Genomic DNA, 17,605 nt, shown 5'->3' with positions numbered 1-17,605 from the left:
TTTGGTAGCTTGATATTTTAGTACTTTCCTATCTATATATTATAAATATCTCCAGCCTGAGTTGTTGGGATCTGATTGCTCTACTGTCGGTAGAGGTGTGGCTGAAGGTACACAAAATTAAGGGAAAAAGCAGTGGAGCACTATTTACCGCGCAATGAAATTGCGGACGTAATACGCACTCGCAGTAAAATATTCTGGACAGTTGGTGTTTTCACCGCATTCATTAATATCTTAATGTTAGTACCTTCGATTTATATGCTCCAGGTTTATGACCGGGTGCTACCCTCTGGTAATGAAATTACTCTACTGATGCTAACCCTTATCATGCTTGCCATGTTTGGTATGATGGCATTGCTGGAGTACGTCCGTAGCATGGTGGTAATACGGATTGGCGCACAGCTAGATATGCGTTTAAATACACGTATTTATACCGCAGCATACGAAGATAATCTCAAAAACAAATCTGCTGATGCCGGGCAAATGCTTAACGATCTTACTAACATGCGTCAGTTTTTGACCGGCAGCGCGCTTTTTGCTTTTTTTGATGCACCCTGGTTCCCGATTTATTTGTTGGTCATTTTTCTGTTTAATCCCTGGTTGGGGTTGTTTGCATTAATTGGCTCACTAATACTGATAGCGTTGGCCGTGGTGAATGAAATAGTTTCAAAAGAACCATTGGCTGAAGCGAGTAAGCTTGCGTTGCAATCAGGAAGTCTTGCCAGCACCAACTTGCGTAATGCGGAAGTTATAGAAGCATTAGGAATGTTGCCAAATATCAAGGGACGATGGTTTAGTTTACATCAACGATTTCTGAACAGTCAGCGAGTCGCGAGCGAACGAGCTTCACGTATCAATTCTATTACAAAGTTTGTGCGTCTTTCCTTGCAATCTTTGGTGCTCGGGCTGGGGGGCTGGTTGGCCATTGATGGCCATATTACTCCGGGGATGATGATCGCAGGTTCTATTTTGATGGGAAGAACGCTTGCTCCGATAGAACAAGTGATTAACGTCTGGAAAAGCTGGAGTTCGGCAAAACTATCTTATGGCCGGTTGGTGAAGTTACTCGATAGTAATCCACCCCGTGGCACCGGGATGTCTCTACCGAAGCCTGAAGGAGTACTGAGCGTAGAAAATGTATCTGCGAAACCGCCGGGCGCGCAGGGTGAACCGGTACTACACGCTGTGTCATTTAATTTACAGGCGGGTGATGTGCTTGGCATTATTGGCCCTAGTGCATCCGGAAAATCGACCCTGGCACGATTATTAGTTGGGATTTGGCCGGTTAGTGAAGGAATTGTTCGTTTGGATGGCGCAGATATTTATCAGTGGAATAAAGATGAACTGGGCCCCCATATTGGCTATTTACCACAAGACATTGAATTGTTCGCCGGAACCATAGCGGAGAATATTGCGAGATTTAATGATGTCGATGCTGAGAAAGTGATTGCTGCCGCGAAACTGGCAGGGGTACACGAACTGATTTTACGTTTTCCACATGGCTATGACTCAGTTATTGGCAACGGAGGAAACGGACTTTCCGGAGGTCAAAAGCAACGAATTGGTCTTGCAAGGGCCTTATATGGCGATCCCTCGTTGATTGTTCTTGATGAACCTAATTCTAATCTGGATGACGCTGGCGAATTAGCTCTTAATAAGGCTATTGCCTTTCTTAGAGAGCGGAAAAAAACGGTGGTACTGATTACGCATCGAACTAACTTGCTTTCAATGACCAGTAAGTTGTTATTGTTAGTCACTGGTAAGGTTAACGCATTTGGTACCACCCAGCAGGTACTTCAGGCTTTGAATAATGCTCAGAGAACTCAGTCAGCACAGCAACAGGCAATGCATGCAGTTAATAATGAATCGCATGACGGCAACGGGGCACCCCCTAAAACACAAATAAACTAAAAAACGGCTTCTCAAATAATAGCTGCAACTATCTGTTGTTAAAGGGGGGAATATGTCTTCTCACATTAATCAGTCTCTTCGTGGCGATACCTCATCAGATTCTACTGATGAGCGGAAGTATACGCGTTTCGGTTGGTTGGTGATCGCCATTGGTTTATGCGGTTTCCTTTTATGGGCAGCTTTTGCCCCATTGGATAAAGGCGTTGCTTCTCAAGGGTCGGTAACAGTTTCAGGAAACCGTAAAACAATCCAGTCTCCAACTAGCGGTATTATTAGCAATATTGCGGTTAAAGAAGGGGATAAGGTTAAAGCCGGGCAGGTACTGGTTCAAATGAGCCAGGTTCAGGCGCAGGCGCAGGTGGATTCTCTGAAGATTCAATATTATACCACTCTGGCAACAGAAGGGCGTCTGTTGGCCGAAAGAGATAACCTGGATACCATAAAATTCTCTGACGTTTTCAATGCTATCAAAGACAAGCCTCGTGCAGCGGAAATCATTGCCTTGCAGCAACAACTTTTTATTTCGCGCCGACAGGCATTACGTAGTGAAGTTGATGGTTTTAAACAATCTATTGATGGCATCCGTTTCCAGCTTAAGGGATTACAGGATTCCCGGGCGAATAAACAGATTCAGCTAAACAGTATCCGTGAGCAGATGACCAGTATGAAACAGCTCTCTGCTGAAGGGTATTTGCCGAGGAATCGTTATCTGGAGGCTCAACGTCAGTTTGCAGAAATCAGTAGCAGCATTGATGAGACGATTGGCAGGATCGGACAGCTTCAAAAACAACTGCTAGAGTCGCAACAGCGAATAGACCAGCGTTATGCGGATTATCAGCGTGAAGTAAGAACACAGTTAGCGCAAACGCAAATGGATGTAAATGATTATAAAAACAAACTTGATATGGCTAATTTTGAACTAGGGAATACGGAAATTATTTCGCCAGTTGATGGAACAGTTGTTGGGCTGAATATATTTACCCAAGGGGGAGTAGTGGGTGCAGGCGACCATCTTATGGATGTGGTTCCCAGTGAAGCTGCGCTGGTTGTGGATGCTCAATTAAAAGTACAATTAATCGATAAAGTATATACCGGACTTCCCGTTGAGCTTATGTTTACTGCTTTTAACCAGAACAGGACCCCTAAAATACCTGGTACTGTAACGCTCGTTTCTGCAGACCGTTTAATCGATAAAGCAAATGGGGAAGCTTATTATCAGATGCAGGTAACCGTCACTCCGGAAGGCATTAAAATGCTCCAGGGCGAGGAAATAAAACCTGGGATGCCTGTCGAGGTGTTCGTAAGGACGGGGTCACGTTCGTTGTTAAGTTATCTCTTTAAACCTATTTTGGATCGTGCGCGTACTTCATTGACCGAGGAATAATCGTGATTTTCATGAAAAGGAAGATGATTAATCTAGCCCTTAGTTCGATAGTGTGGGTGATATCCTCACCGGTGCATGCATTGGGTATTCTGGATGCTTATTCGCTTGCATTGGAAAAAGACCCAACATTTCAGGCGGCGATTAAAGAAAAAGAAGCCGGTGATGAGGCAAGGAATATCGGACGAGCAGGGTTGCTACCAAAAGTCTCTCTCAATTATCAGAATGCACCTCGAAATTGGCAGACTCAAAAATATCAGACGAGTGATATTTTTGGCAATGTCAGCGATGTGACTAAACGACAGCAGTACCGCAGTTATGCTGGTTCCGTGACCTTAACGCAACCTCTATTTGATTATGAGGCTTATGCGAAATATAAAACGGGAGTCGCACAAAGTTTGATGGCCGACGAAAAATATCGCAGTAAATATCTCGATCTTGCAGTCCGGGTCATTTCGGCTTATGTCAGTGTTGCATATGCAAAAGATCAAATTGCACTCGCTGAGGCGCAGAAAGCTGCTTATAAAGAACAACTTGCTTTAAATGATCGCCTGATGTCCGCTGGCGAGGGTACTGTAACGGACGTTGCTGAGACTCAAGCAAGGTACAGTTTGGCCGAAGCTCAGGTTATCGAGGCTCGGGATTTGTTAGACTCAGCTCAGCGGGAACTTGAAGTCATCATCGGAATTCCACTTGATCAGTTAGATGCATTGCAGACGTTACGGCAAGGCAAATTTCAGGTCTCGCCGCTACGTTATACAGCATTCGATGATTGGCAAAAATTAGCCATGGAACGAAATCCCCAACTAGCTTCATCACGTCATGGCGTGGATGCAGCGCGTTATGATGTAGAACGCAACCGGGCTGGATTTATGCCTCAGGTACAGCTATACGCATCACATTCGGAAAATGATTCCAGCAGCGACAACACCGTAAATCAAAAATATCGAACAGATAGCGTTGGGGTTCAGGTATCAATGCCAATTTATTCTGGCGGGGGGGTTGCTGCCTCGACAAGGCAGGCCGCGGCACGTTATGGTCAGGCCAAGTATGAACTGGACGCCCAGGTCGGTTCGATAATGAACGATCTGCGTAAACAGTTTAATCAATGTATTAGTAGCCAGGCGAAGCTTAGGGCTTACGAACTGGCTGTAAAGTCTGCAACGACGCAGGTTGAGGCCACGCGGCAAAGTGTGCTTGCAGGGCAAAGGGTTAACGTTGATGTGCTTAATGCGGAGCAGCAGCTTTACGCTGCGCAGCGAGATTTAGCAGAGGCCAAATACACGTATATTAAGGCCTGGATTACGTTGCTTGGAGATTCAGGTACGCTGAGCGAAAAAGATATTATGCAAGTCGCGGGGTATTTCCATCGTTCTTGAGTTAAGCTATGAAGTCGGAAACAGAAAGAGTGTAAAATAGTTTGTTTTTTGCATCTCTGAAACCCGTATCGATACTACGCTTCAATCTGTATGCTCACATGAGGGGGACCCTTAAGACCCGTCCCCGTCTTGACTTCACTATTCGCAAAGAGTAAAACGCCAGCAGTATCCATGATTACTGTGGCGATTTGCCATCACCCGTTAACTGTAGAAGTGTTGCTCTATGAAAATTACTATTTCCGGTACAGGCTATGTTGGTTTATCGAATGGTGTTCTGATTGCCCAGAACCATGAAGTGGTTGCTTTGGATATCATTCAGGCCAAAGTAGATTTGCTTAACCAGAAAATTTCACCTATAGCAGATAATGAGATCCAACAATATTTAACGGAAAAAAAGCTTAATTTTCGTGCAACAACAGACAAACTCGATGCGTATCATGACGCTGATTACGTTATTATAGCTACGCCGACAGATTATGATCCCAAGACAAATTACTTCAATACGTCTTCTGTTGAGGCTGTCATCCGTGATGTGACTGCTATCAATCCGAAAGCTGTTATGGTTATAAAATCAACGGTCCCAGTTGGTTTCACTCGTGGCATAAAAGAACGCCTTGGCATTGAAAATATCATTTTCTCGCCGGAGTTTCTCCGCGAGGGGCGTGCTTTGTACGATAATTTATATCCATCACGGATTGTCATTGGTGAGCGTTCTGCTCGTGCTGAGCGATTCGCAGACCTATTGAAAGAAGGTGCGATAAAAAAAGACATTCCGACCCTTTTTACTGATTCAACTGAAGCTGAAGCTATTAAGCTCTTTGCTAATACTTATTTAGCACTACGTGTTGCCTATTTTAATGAGTTAGACAGCTACGCCGAAAGCCAGGGACTAAACAGTAAACAAATTATTGAGGGTGTATGTCTGGATCCGCGAATTGGTAATCATTACAACAATCCCTCTTTTGGCTATGGTGGGTACTGCTTACCGAAAGATACCAAACAGTTGCTGGCGAATTATGAGTCGGTGCCCAATAATATTATTTCGGCAATTGTTGATGCTAATCGCACCCGAAAAGATTTTATTGCAGACTCCATTCTGGCGAAAAACCCGAAAGTTGTTGGTGTGTATCGGTTAATTATGAAGAGCGGCTCTGATAATTTCCGTGCTTCCTCTATTCAAGGTATAATGAAAAGGATAAAAGCGAAAGGTATACCTGTAATTATTTACGAGCCAGTGATGAAGGAAGATGAGTTTTTTAACTCACGCGTTATTCGCGACCTTGATGCTTTCAAGCAGGAATCAGATGTTATTATCTCTAACCGCATGGCAGAAGAATTGGCGGATGTGAAAGATAAAGTATATACGCGTGACCTCTTTGGTAACGATTAACTTTCCATAATGACAGGTAGTTTGCAAAATTACCTGTCTTATTTTTTTATAAAGAAAAAACGCAGCATCATTATGTGCTGAAATAAAATACTAATGCTACCGTGGCATTTACGAGACTATCTCTTTCTTCTACATCGAAAGATACGCCTGTCGAATTAGAAATATATAGCGTAGGAATAATACTAGACAGACTACACTATGGGCGGTTAATATACCGCAATCTTTTGATTGCGGTAAAACAGAAGATAAGAAACTATCAAATTGCGTAGTAGTCTTTATACCAATCCACGAAGTTCTTCACTCCTTGCTTAACTGTGGTTTGTGGCCGGAAACCAACAAGATCATATAGCGGTTGGGTTTCAGCGCTTGTCTCCAGAACATCGCCTGGTTGCAACGGCATCATGTTTTTCTTAGCTTCCATTCCCAGCGCCTCTTCAAGCGCAGTGATGTAGTCCATCAGTTCTACAGGCGAACTATTACCAATGTTATATACCCGATAGGGGGCGGAACTGGTCGCTGGAGACCCGCCTTCAACCGTCCAGTCTGGATTCGGTTGCGGAACAACATCCTGAACACGAACAACTGCTTCAACTATATCGTCAATATAGGTGAAGTCCCGCTTCATTTTTCCGTAGTTGTAGACGTCTATACATTGCCCCTCGAGCATGGCTTTCGTGAATTTGAATAGTGCCATATCCGGGCGTCCCCAGGGTCCGTAGACGGTAAAAAACCGCAGCCCGGTTGTTGGAATTCCATACAGATGCGCATAAGTATGTGCCATCAATTCGTTGGCTTTTTTGGTTGCCGCGTATAGCGATACAGGATGGTCTACCGAATCATCGGTTGAAAACGGCATCTTACGGTTTAAGCCATAGACGGAACTGGATGACGCGTAGACCAGGTGCTCAACTTTAGTATGGCGACAACCCTCAAGGATATTCAGGAAGCCCATCAGGTTAGCGTCAGCGTAAGCGTGTGGGTTTTCCAGCGAGTAACGCACGCCGGCCTGAGCGGCAAGGTTGATTACGCGGTTAAATTTCTCCGTAGCAAAAAGCTGCTCCATGCTGACCCGATCGGCGAGATCAATTTTGTGAAAACTGAACAAAGGTGCTTTCAGAAGATCCAGGCGGGCTTGTTTGAGGCTCACATCGTAGTAGTCATTCATATTGTCGATTCCGACAACCTCATGACCAGCTTCCAGCAGGCGTTTACATACATGAAAGCCGATGAAGCCAGCAGCACCAGTGACTAAAAATTTCATTTATATCCTCCAGGATCATTATGTCCCACTGCCTATAAGGGCCTATTTTACACAGGGGGGAGGTATCGATCATCTTGTTTACTGATTGGTTCGGAAAGGTTGGAGATAATAACATTTAAAGCTAAACCTACCGTAGCAAGGACGCCATCTCCAATATGAGAGTGAAAATCACTCTCATTGGTTAGCAAGTGTTTTTAGTTGTAGACAAATGTTTAAACGGCATTGTACTTACCTGGTATATATCTCTTCTTTGCCAGCCAATACTGCTTTTTCGCTTTTAATCTTATAGTCCGGGAGTATACTATGCTGCTGTTTCATTCATATGGTATTAACTTAAGATGCCCACATTGCAACTTTCTGATTTTATTACCATAATAGGCAGGTATACCACTGACATTAATGACGCTGCTGAATAGGGCAACTTGTATAAAGTTAAGTAACTCAGTTGCCAGGTCCGTTGCCTGAAATGAGACTAACCTGATGGCAAGTTGCCTCTAAAGCGGCGAGAGTGACCGCTCTCAGATTGAGCTCAACTTGAGGCTTGAGACAGAGCAAAATCATGGACTCTTGCGGTAGTAGTGCTTTGAGGTTTATGACGATTTATCAAATGCTAAGCTTGTTTTGCGCGCTTTGGTTGCGATAGCCAATGGCGGTAGCGTGTCTCTGATTGATGTGATCGTTGGCTGTTGCGAGTCAACTAGACAAAGCTAATCGTTTGTAGTCGTATAGTCACCCCCGTAACATACTCCAAATGATGGTATAGAGTACGCTATTATATGGAACCGCTTATGGTTGCTAAGACGGGTTTCTCTATACCGTGGATATAGAGGCAACGACTGCTTTTGGCTAATTTATTATAATTATGTTGATATTATAGCTGTGCACAATTTCCTCAAGGTGCCAGAGGAAAGAATGATTGCGTGGTCGATTTCAAAAAAATGAGTGCAAATAATGAAGTTTAAATTAGGATATTTATTTGATCTACTTGTTGTGATAACTAATAAAGATTTAAAAGTTCGCTATAAAAGTAGCATCTTTGGATATTTATGGTCTATCGCAAACCCTTTATTATTTGCGATGATTTACTATTTTATTTTTAAAATGGTAATGAGAGTACAAATTCCAAATTATACCGTTTTCCTGATTACTGGGTTGTTCCCGTGGCAATGGTTCGCAAGTTCGGCAACCAATTCATTGTACTCATTTATTTCTAATGCGCAGATCATTAAAAAAACAGTATTTCCGCGCTCGGTTATTCCTTTGAGTAATGTGATGATGGAAGGGCTGCACTTCTTGTGTACAATTCCTGTAATCGCTGTGTTTCTATATGTTTATGGTATGTCACCGTCGCTGAGTTGGTTCTGGGGCATTCCTCTACTGGCGATCGGACAGATTATTTTTACATTTGGATTTGCTCTAATTTTCTCAACGCTGAATTTGTTTTTCCGTGACCTGGAGCGATTTGTCGCCTTGGGCATTATGTTGATGTTCTACTGTACCCCGATACTCTATAATTCAGATATGATCCCGCAACAATTTACCTGGATCATTGATTATAACCCACTGGCTAGCATGATAATGGCCTGGCGAGATCTGCTTATGAATGGCAACCTGGATTATGTGCATATCACTTATCTATACTCATCAGGCATGGTTGTGTTGCTGCTAGGAGTGTGGGTCTTTAATAAATTAAAATATCGATTTGCAGAGATTTTGTGATGACCGCTGTTATTGAATTTTGCAATGTAACAAAAGAGTATCCTCTATATCATCATATTGGCTCTGGCATTAAAGATTTGTTTTTTCATCCGCGTCGGGCCTTTAATTTGCTAAAAGGCCGTAAGTATCTGGCTATCGAGAACGTGTCATTCACCGTCAATAAGGGTGAATCAGTTGCATTGATTGGTCGCAATGGCGCAGGCAAAAGTACGACCCTTGGTCTCGTTGCGGGTGTGCTAAAGCCAAGTAAGGGCGAGGTAAAAGTTGTCGGACGCGTGGCTTCGATGTTGGAGCTGGGAGGCGGTTTTCATCCGGAACTTACCGGGCGTGAAAACATCAAACTTAATGCCACCTTACTGGGGTTACGCAGAGCAGAAGTTAATAAACGGCTTGATAAAATTATCGAGTTCTCAGAGCTAGGTGAGTTCATTGATGAGCCTATTCGCGTATACTCCAGTGGCATGCTGGCGAAGCTGGGCTTTTCCGTTATTAGCCAGGTTGATCCAGATGTATTGATTATCGACGAAGTTCTCGCGGTTGGGGATATCGCATTTCAACGGAAATGTATTGAAACAATCAATGAGTTCAGAAAACGTGGGGTAACAATCCTGTTTGTTAGCCACAGCATGAAAGATGTTATGCAGATTTGCGATAAAGTTGTGTGGGTTGAAAATCACCGGTTGAAAGCTATCGGTGAGGCAAGCTCTATTGTTGATGAATATGTAGCCTCAATGGCTTGATGGAAAAACTAATGCAGAAGAATGTACTTATTGTCGGCGCAGGATTTTCAGGCGCGGTTATTGGTCGCTTATTGGCTGAAGCAGGTCATCAGGTGACGATTATTGACAGCCGGCCGCATGTTGCTGGTAACTGCTATAGTGAGCGGGATAGTGAAACCAACGTTATGGTTCATACCTATGGCCCTCATATTTTCCATACTGACAATGCTGAGGTTTGGGAGTACATCAACCAATACACGGAAATGATGCCTTATGTGAACCGGGTGAAGACGACGGTCAATGGGCAAGTATTTTCCTTACCAATCAACTTACACACAATTAATCAGTTCTTCCATACCACGTGCTCCCCAACCGAAGCACGTAAATTAATTGATGAAAAGAGTGATAAAACGATAGAAGAACCTGCAACATTTGAAGAGCAGGCACTGCGTTTTGTCGGCAAAGAACTTTATGAAGCCTTTTTTAAAGGTTACACAATCAAACAGTGGGGAATGTCTCCGTCGGAGCTCCCGGCTTCAATTCTTAAGCGTCTGCCTGTACGATTTAATTATGATGATAACTACTTTAATCATAAATATCAGGGGATGCCAAAAGACGGCTACACGGTAATCGTAGATAAGATATTAGATCATAAAAATATTTCAGTGGCTTTAAACACCCTGTTTGATGAAACCACTCGTGGCGAATATGACCATGTATTTTATAGTGGCGCGCTGGATGGTTTTTATAAATATGATATGGGACGTCTGGGCTATCGTACCCTGGATTTCGATGCATTCCGAACCGACGGTGATTATCAGGGATGTGCGGTAATGAATTATGGTGAGCAAAAAGTGCCTTATACTCGTATTACTGAGCATAAGTACTTTGCACCATGGGAAAGTCATGAAAAATCAATCTGCTATCGTGAGTTTAGTCGCTCATGTGAGCCTGAGGATATTCCGTATTACCCAATTCGTCAGGTAGGGGAGATGGCTATGCTGCAAAACTATCTCGATCGCGCCGAAAAAGAAGCGAATATTACCTTTGTTGGTCGTCTGGGTACATACCGCTATCTTGATATGGATGTAACTATTGCTGAAGCTCTGGAAACTGGGCGAACTTATCTTAAGTCATTAGAACAGAATTCTGTGATGCCTGTGTTCACGGTCAAAGTCAGATGAATGTAGCTGCTCTAATCGTCACTTATAATCGGTTAGAAAAGTTAAAAACAACAATAGAGGCAACGCTGGCGTTGCCTTTTCAATATATAGTTGTGGTTAACAATGCATCAACCGACGACACTCAAGCCTATCTTAATTCTGTTTGCGATGAACGCGTTATAGTTTTACATCGGGAGATGAATGATGGCGGGGCTGGCGGTTTTAAATATGGAGCGCAATGGATAACGCAAAATTTGAACACTAATTGGGTTCTATTTTACGATGATGATGCGTATCCGAAGAAAGATTTTGGCGTAGCTTTTCAGTCACTTGATTTATCGAGTGAAAATGTCTATGTCTGCACGGTGGTGGATACATCAGACAAATGCTGCAAGATGAATATACCCTGGAAGAAAATTCCTAATGGTTTTTTGGGAAATATCGCTTACAGAGTTAATCCTGCACGTTTTATTCCTGACGGAAGCCAGCAAGAGACCGTGGTGAGCGTTTCATTTGTAGGAATGTTGATAAGTCAGGAGACACTAAAGAAATCTATATCGTTTATATATGATGAGCTTTTTATCTATTTTGACGATGTGTATTTTGGTCATCATCTGGTCCTGCAGCGTACGCCTATTATTTACCTTCCTGAATTATGTATTGTCCATGATATTGATACTACTAATCAATTAATAGCCCCATGGAAACTATATTATTTAAGTAGAAACCTTATCTTGTCCCGTAAAATATTCCAGGACAATTCGCCTTTCACCTTATTTGATGTTTCATTAAGGTTGTTGAAGTATATATTTACAGCACTGAAGCATGAAAAGCGGAAAGAATGTATGATTAATGTCTATAATGGAATCAAGGATGGTTTCTGGAAGCCAAAAGGTAGAGGTGCATAATCCGCTATGAAAAATAAATTATGCTATTTTGTTAACTCTGCCTGGTATTTTGAACTTCATTGGCTCGAAAGAGGAATTGCTGCATTAAATAATGGATATGATGTCTATGTTATTGCAAATTTTGTAGATGATGCAATTTCAAACAGACTCACCGCATTAGGATTTCACTGCGTTAATAGCCAAATTAATGAGAAAAGCATCAATCCTTTTGCTTTTATCAAAGGCTTTATTAATGCATCGAGGATATTGAAAGGCATTAATCCTGATATCCTTCATTGCATTACGATTAAACCTGGGATCATAAGTTGTCTGTGGGCCAAATATCACAAAACTAAACTTGTTTATAGTTTTGTAGGGCTAGGGCGAGTGTTTGAGAGTGAGCAACTCATTTTTAAAATATTACGTTGGCTTGTCCTCAGGTTGTATCGATATTTGTTCTCAAATGTTGATTGTAAAATAATATTTGAACATCGAGAAGATAAAAGAAAAATACTTTCTCTGCTGGGAGTCAAAGAAGAGAAAGCAAAGGTCATTGATGGCGCCGGGGTTAATATCAGTTATTTTTCATACCAGCAAGAACCGAAATTGACTCATGGAATAATACTTTTTGCCAGTCGTATGCTACATAGTAAAGGATTACTTGATCTCATTAAGGCAAAAAGGATCCTGAAGTTAGAAGGGATAGATTGTACTATTCAGGTTGCAGGTATCATTGTTGAGAATGATGACGATGGGATTACCTTGGGACAAATAGAGAAATGGCACGCAGCAGGCGATATCGTCTGGTTAGGTACTCGAGATGATATTAGAGAATTGATTGCTGGGGCAAATATTGTTGCTCTTCCTTCTGTATATCCCGAAGGTGTACCGCGAATTCTGCTTGAGGCTGGTGCTGTGGGTAGAGCTTGTGTTGTCTATGATAATGGTGGGTGCAATTCACTAATTAAAGACGGCTATAATGGTTATATAGTTGAACGCAAAAATGTCAAAGAACTGGCCGCGAGAATTAAAGCATTAATAAATGAAGATGCTGACAGACAGAAAATGGGTATCAATGCCAGGGAAAATATTGTCAATCATTATACATCAGAAATTGTTATTGATAAAACATTACAAGTATATGAAGAGCTGTTTCAGCGCTGAAAAATACTCATGCGGTTAGGTTATGAATAATAATATTGCATTACAGTCATCAGTATTCCCTGATATACACCACCGTGAAATTAGCGCTCTGTATTTTTTATCCGATAATGTATCTACATGTTATAGTGATGCAGGGTACGTCAGAGTATCGAGGAATCATGACGTTTGCTTTGATACTTTTTACAATTCATTTGATCTCCAAAAGTGGTCAAAATACACTACAGTTAAACAGATTGGGTTCAAAGTTGATGTTGTTGGCAGAGGTATTGCCACAATTTTCTTAAAAACGAATGATAAATTAAAGAAAGTATTTCAACGCGAAATTGAAGGGGCATTCACGCTAGATAATTTAGAGTTAAATGAATGTCGTGACGGTAGGCTTTATTTTTACTGGTCGTCAATTGATGATAGTGAGATCAGGAGTTTTTCTTTTACTACATATGGGGCAGTAGAGGATTTTGGTAAGTTAGCGATTGTCATCACGACTTATAATCGACAGGCAGCATTATTATCGACGTTGTCGAGATTTGAGAAAAACTTATTTGCCGATAGTGTCGGTCAGTCAAAATTTCATGTGTATGTTATTGATAATGGATGCAATTTAGATTTAGAGCCAAGACCTAATGTTACCTATATAAAAAATAAAAACATGGGGGGGGCTGGTGGTTTCACTCGTGGTTTATTTGAGGTGAAAAAGAACAATAGAGAAACTTATTGTATCTTTATGGATGATGACGCATCCTGTGAAATCGAAAGTATTAAAAGAGCATATTGGTTCATGTGTTTTTCAAAAAAAGATGAACAGATGATAGCAGGCAGTATGCTATACGAGGATAAACCTCAAACGGTTTACGAGGCTGGTGCTATTTATCCTTATAAACAGATACGAATGCGGCCTTTAAAAAATGGTGTTGATGTCTCAACACCAAGTGGCCTGGATGTGTTTAATAAAGAGGACGGACAAGCCAATTACGCAGCATGGTGGTTCTGCGCTTTTAAAGTATCAGCGATAAAATACTATGCTTTTCCTTTCTTCGTCCGCGGCGATGACATTTTATTCGGGATAATGCATGCTTACCCGATCGTTACTCTCAATGGTATTGCGTCGTGGCAGATGAATTTTAATCAAAAATATAGCGCATTAGTTGAATATTTGAGCGTTAGAGGTCTGTTGGTTCCTGCATTTGTATACCCGTCATCACATAAAAGAAGACAGATAGCTTTTTGGATATTAGCAAAAGTACTTTTGCTATGCTTTTCATACCGTTATTCTTCGGCTGAGGCTATCATTGAAGCTTATTCAGATGTTATGCAAGGCCCTGATTTCTGGATTGACGATGCGGATGCGCAAAAAGCGCGTAGACGGATTAGTGAGCTGTCGAAAGATGAATTGCCAGGTGAAGTAGAGCAGGGTAATGGCGTGAAAAAAACTGACCGTGATAGCCCCGAGTCCAAATGGGCGAAGATAATCAGGCTGTTTCTTCTCAATGGTCATCTGGTTCCTCGGTTTATTATGGCTGGAAATAGGGTACGAATCCCTAACACAGAAATTCATCCGACAAAACAGGTTTTTTTGAATGCTGAAGTTTACTATGAAACTACTGAGGGTAGTTTTATCGTACTGAAGCAGGATAAATTACGCTGTGCTAAGTTGATCATCAAAACATTGTGGGCCATTAGCAAAGGGTTCTTTACCTATAATGCTATTGCAGAAGAGTATGGAAATAAGATCTCGTACTTAACGTCTGAGAATTTTTGGAAGAAATATTTTATTTAAATATTGATGGCTTGTTCTTTATTCGTAATGATAATATTGTCATAGTTAAATATTTCTCTTGCGGATAGAGTTTAGGATATTTATTTATACGGAAGATACACATTTTGATTTGGCTAGTTTCTACAATCTAGTCTGAAGTTAAATATATTTATACAAGAGACAGTAATGAGCGACATGATAGTTTGTGATACTCGACAATCAAAGGTTATACCAAAATTGTCTATTATAGTACCAGTCTATAATACTTCTGGTTTTGTGGAGAAGACTTTATCTTCATTTGATAAAAATGGTAATGATCAAATAGAACTTATCATTGTAAATGATGGCAGTACTGATAATAGTGTCGAAGTTGTTCAGCAATGGCTTGATACCTATAAAGGTAACGCAATTTTCGTATCACAGGAAAATAAAGGGCTATCAGAGGCCAGAAACACGGCCTTACGCTACGCGAATGGCCAATATATTTCTTTCTGTGATAGTGATGACTGGTTGAACGAAAAAGCTGTTCTTGATTCCCTGGAATTTGCCGAGTCTGACGATCTTGATATTGTCTTATATCGTTCATACGTTTACGACAACCAAACAAAAGATTCGTATCCGTTCTATGATGCAGCGACTTGGGATCACATTTTAGGTGGTGAGCTGAAGAAGACAGTAAATATTGCAGCATATCCGCAAATCCTCAGTCTTGAACCTAATACCAACAACCGAATCCTTAAGAAAGAGTTTTTTGACAAGTATATAACTATCTTCCCGGTAGGGATTCATTTTGAAGACGTTACTCCTCATATTGTAAGTCTGGTTAACGCAACAAAAATTGGCATGATAGATACTGTCGGCTATTTTTATCGAGTTAATCGTGAAGGAAAGATTACGGATCAAAAAAGCGAAAAGCGATTTGATATAATTAAGACCGCGAAAGAGTTACTGCAGAAACCTGAAGTTAAAGGTCTCAATGCATATCAACAATATTGCGTAATGTCGCTAATATTTAAAATGATTTTCTGGTGTGGTAGATATACAACTCTGAGTGATCGACGTCGTTACTTCCAGCAAGGTGTGGATCTGTTTTCTGTATCTAATCCGGGCGTGCGTTCGCGCTTAAAAACATCCTTAGGTTTTGCGGAGCGTAACAGAGAGTTTATTCTCATGTTGGCATTTTTCAATGGCGCAACGGATTTTCTTACAGAGTACAGTACTGGTAAGCAAACGCTATCAACTAAATTTAAACTGTTGAAGGCTATTTCTACTGCAAACATTGATGTCAATAAATTGATCTTCAAAAAAGCTTTGCGTTTTGCAAAAAATAAGTTCGGGAAACGGGTAGTAGGTTAATAAAATGATCAATAGAACACAATTGAATGCATATCTAAATAAACTACCTTCAGCAATTAGCCATGATGAGTTAGCACAACACAAGCATATCATCGAGCGAAGCTTTTTTGGCGTAGATTTGTTTTCTTGCGAAAGTGATGTTTTGGCTTTTGTCGGTACTTATACCGGTCTGGAGCTTCTGGTTGCATTTTATAACAGCAAGCCGCGCGCGATAATTGTTGTTGAATCTAATGCAAGCAAGTTTAAACGTATTCAGGAACTATTAAATAAAAACCCTGAATTGAAAGAACGCGTCTATCTGTTTGATAATTTCTCCAATCCTGAAATTAATGAGTTGATTGGTGAGCGTCACGTTAGCGTTCGTATTTCTCTTCCTGCATTTACCCGGGCAGCTCTGGAGTATGTTACTGCACAGTGGAAACTTGACCATATTTGTGGTGAATTCAATCAGTACGATGTTGATCCATTAATTGTTTATCGTCAATGCGCGCGCGCGGCGGATACTTTTTACTGGCGCATTCAGGATCAACACCAACCTCTCACGGGTAGTCGCCAGAAGTATGAGTATGAAGTTTCAGTGGTCGTACCCGCATACAATATCAGCGCCTATATCGACCAGTGCATTGAGTCCCTGGCGAATCAGTCTATTGAAAGTATAGAGATTTTAGTCGTCGATGATGGTACACCGGATGATTCCGGTGAGAAAGCTGACGCCTGGGCTGCGAGATACCCAGGCAGAGTGAAAGTTATCCATAAAGCAAATGGTGGGTGCGCGACGGCACGAAATGCCGGCGTTAGCCAGGCTAAAGGGCAATATATTGGTTTTGTTGACGGCGATGATTGGTGCGATCTTCAGATGTATGAAGATTTGTTCCGTGCCGCGGTGATGAAAAATGCTGACATTTCCCAGTGTGGCTATAAAGAAGCTTATGAGACTGGTGAAATAGTTAAATTCCCCCTGGACATTAATCTCAGCCGTCTGGATTTACTACGCGAGCGCCCAACAATGTGGCGTCGTATTTACTCTGCTGACATGCTGAAAAACAAAGGAATTTCTTTCCCTGAGCATATTCGTCGGTTTGATGATTTACCTTTCCAGTTCGAGACTTTTTTAAACGCCAAGATTATTGCTAATATACCTTTTGATTATTACTATTATCGTCAAGGGCGCTTAGGTCAGGATATTTCTGTGCGAGATGACCGACTTTATGTTCATTTCCCTATTTTTGATTGGATCTACAGTCGTAACTCGGATACGTTCAACTATGATGAAGAGCGTAAATTATTTGAGTTAGAACTCGATGTCCACTTCTGGGCCTGGAGTGTCATTGAAGCTAAATTCAAGGATGAATATTTTAAGCAGGTCCTGGCGCAAATTTTTGCATCTAAGAAGATTTTGTCTAAATTTGATATGCTGGTAATAGCCAAAAATAAAGGAAGAGAAAGATTTATGTTTTATTTAAAGCTGCTAAAAGCTAAAACATTCTAACTCTTCTACCTTATTAAAAGCCGCGAAAGATTT

At 41.4% G+C, this 17,605-nt stretch carries 13 protein-coding genes; 12 read left to right on the top strand and 1 reads right to left on the bottom strand.

Going from position 1 to position 17,605, the window contains the following annotated elements:
• Nucleotides 1-132 precede the first annotated feature (132 nt).
• From PGR09_RS10050 to ugd, 4 genes are all read left to right on the top strand, one after another.
• Complete coding sequence (locus PGR09_RS10050) at nucleotides 133-1,908, top strand: type I secretion system permease/ATPase (protein WP_045391820.1); 1,776 nt, start codon at nucleotides 133-135, stop codon at nucleotides 1,906-1,908.
• A gap of 52 nt (nucleotides 1,909-1,960) precedes the next feature.
• The gene (locus PGR09_RS10045) at nucleotides 1,961-3,292 is read left to right on the top strand and encodes an HlyD family type I secretion periplasmic adaptor subunit (protein ID WP_047078091.1); all 1,332 of its coding nucleotides are present in this window, start codon (nucleotides 1,961-1,963) and stop codon (nucleotides 3,290-3,292) included.
• An 11-nt stretch (nucleotides 3,293-3,303) separates the two neighbouring features.
• On the top strand, nucleotides 3,304-4,668 hold the full coding sequence (locus tag PGR09_RS10040) for a TolC family outer membrane protein (RefSeq protein WP_430916108.1): 1,365 nt from the start codon (nucleotides 3,304-3,306) through the stop codon (nucleotides 4,666-4,668).
• Nucleotides 4,669-4,891: 223 nt separating this feature from the next.
• On the top strand, nucleotides 4,892-6,058 hold the full coding sequence (gene ugd, locus PGR09_RS10035) for a UDP-glucose 6-dehydrogenase (protein WP_045391811.1): 1,167 nt from the start codon (nucleotides 4,892-4,894) through the stop codon (nucleotides 6,056-6,058).
• 256 nt (nucleotides 6,059-6,314) lie between these two features.
• On the opposite strand, the gene PGR09_RS10030 is transcribed toward ugd, so the two are convergent.
• Nucleotides 6,315-7,319 carry an NAD-dependent epimerase gene (locus PGR09_RS10030; RefSeq protein WP_315711194.1) on the bottom strand — a complete coding sequence of 335 codons (1,005 nt, stop codon included), beginning with the start codon at nucleotides 7,317-7,319 and terminating at the stop codon, nucleotides 6,315-6,317.
• Between the two features lie 951 nt (nucleotides 7,320-8,270).
• Here PGR09_RS10030 and PGR09_RS10025 point away from each other — a divergent pair.
• The 8 genes from PGR09_RS10025 (at nucleotide 8,271) to PGR09_RS09990 (ending at nucleotide 17,572) form a co-directional block, all read left to right on the top strand.
• Nucleotides 8,271-9,038, top strand: coding sequence for an ABC transporter permease (locus tag PGR09_RS10025; protein ID WP_045391805.1), 768 nt, complete (start codon nucleotides 8,271-8,273; stop codon nucleotides 9,036-9,038).
• A complete protein-coding gene (locus PGR09_RS10020) occupies nucleotides 9,038-9,778 on the top strand; it encodes an ABC transporter ATP-binding protein (RefSeq protein WP_045391802.1) in 741 nt (246 codons plus the stop codon). The genes PGR09_RS10025 and PGR09_RS10020 overlap by 1 nt, the downstream gene beginning before the upstream one ends.
• An 11-nt stretch (nucleotides 9,779-9,789) precedes the next feature.
• Nucleotides 9,790-10,941, top strand: coding sequence for a UDP-galactopyranose mutase (glf, locus tag PGR09_RS10015; protein ID WP_047045968.1), 1,152 nt, complete (start codon nucleotides 9,790-9,792; stop codon nucleotides 10,939-10,941).
• Nucleotides 10,938-11,828: a glycosyltransferase gene (locus PGR09_RS10010; protein WP_430916101.1), complete on the top strand. Its 891-nt coding sequence runs from the start codon at nucleotides 10,938-10,940 to the stop codon at nucleotides 11,826-11,828. The genes glf and PGR09_RS10010 overlap by 4 nt, the downstream gene beginning before the upstream one ends.
• 6 nt (nucleotides 11,829-11,834) lie before the next feature.
• The gene (locus tag PGR09_RS10005) at nucleotides 11,835-12,971 is read left to right on the top strand and encodes a glycosyltransferase family 4 protein (protein ID WP_047045961.1); all 1,137 of its coding nucleotides are present in this window, start codon (nucleotides 11,835-11,837) and stop codon (nucleotides 12,969-12,971) included.
• Between the two features lie 22 nt (nucleotides 12,972-12,993).
• Entirely contained in the window at nucleotides 12,994-14,748 is a 1,755-nt protein-coding gene (locus tag PGR09_RS10000; protein ID WP_047045958.1) for a glycosyltransferase family 2 protein, read from the top strand.
• A 165-nt stretch (nucleotides 14,749-14,913) separates the two neighbouring features.
• Nucleotides 14,914-16,083, top strand: a complete 1,170-nt coding sequence (locus PGR09_RS09995; protein ID WP_315711193.1) for a glycosyltransferase family 2 protein — start codon at nucleotides 14,914-14,916, stop codon at nucleotides 16,081-16,083.
• 4 nt (nucleotides 16,084-16,087) lie between these two features.
• Nucleotides 16,088-17,572: a glycosyltransferase gene (locus PGR09_RS09990; RefSeq protein WP_049061320.1), complete on the top strand. Its 1,485-nt coding sequence runs from the start codon at nucleotides 16,088-16,090 to the stop codon at nucleotides 17,570-17,572.
• The last annotated feature ends 33 nt before the right edge of the window (nucleotides 17,573-17,605 follow it).

It is taken from the genome of Klebsiella sp. 141251, from assembly GCF_050600725.1.
Classification (GTDB): Bacteria; Pseudomonadota; Gammaproteobacteria; order Enterobacterales; family Enterobacteriaceae; genus Klebsiella; species Klebsiella aerogenes.
Note: the sequence above shows the minus strand (reverse complement) of the source record. Positions and strands in the feature narration are given on the sequence as shown.

Excerpts from the sequence above, each read along its gene's own strand:
- PGR09_RS10045 (WP_047078091.1), top strand. The coding sequence starts at position 1,961 with ATGTCTTCTCACATTAATCAGTCTCTTCGTGGCGATACCTCATCAGAT.
- PGR09_RS10040 (WP_430916108.1), top strand. The coding sequence starts at position 3,304 with ATGAAAAGGAAGATGATTAATCTAGCCCTTAGTTCGATAGTGTGGGTG.
- ugd (WP_045391811.1), top strand. The coding sequence starts at position 4,892 with ATGAAAATTACTATTTCCGGTACAGGCTATGTTGGTTTATCGAATGGT.
- PGR09_RS10030 (WP_315711194.1), bottom strand. The coding sequence starts at position 7,319 with ATGAAATTTTTAGTCACTGGTGCTGCTGGCTTCATCGGCTTTCATGTA.
- PGR09_RS10025 (WP_045391805.1), top strand. The coding sequence starts at position 8,271 with ATGAAGTTTAAATTAGGATATTTATTTGATCTACTTGTTGTGATAACT.
- PGR09_RS10020 (WP_045391802.1), top strand. The coding sequence starts at position 9,038 with ATGACCGCTGTTATTGAATTTTGCAATGTAACAAAAGAGTATCCTCTA.
- glf (WP_047045968.1), top strand. The coding sequence starts at position 9,790 with ATGCAGAAGAATGTACTTATTGTCGGCGCAGGATTTTCAGGCGCGGTT.
- PGR09_RS10010 (WP_430916101.1), top strand. The coding sequence starts at position 10,938 with ATGAATGTAGCTGCTCTAATCGTCACTTATAATCGGTTAGAAAAGTTA.
- PGR09_RS10005 (WP_047045961.1), top strand. The coding sequence starts at position 11,835 with ATGAAAAATAAATTATGCTATTTTGTTAACTCTGCCTGGTATTTTGAA.
- PGR09_RS10000 (WP_047045958.1), top strand. The coding sequence starts at position 12,994 with ATGAATAATAATATTGCATTACAGTCATCAGTATTCCCTGATATACAC.
- PGR09_RS09995 (WP_315711193.1), top strand. The coding sequence starts at position 14,914 with ATGAGCGACATGATAGTTTGTGATACTCGACAATCAAAGGTTATACCA.
- PGR09_RS09990 (WP_049061320.1), top strand. The coding sequence starts at position 16,088 with ATGATCAATAGAACACAATTGAATGCATATCTAAATAAACTACCTTCA.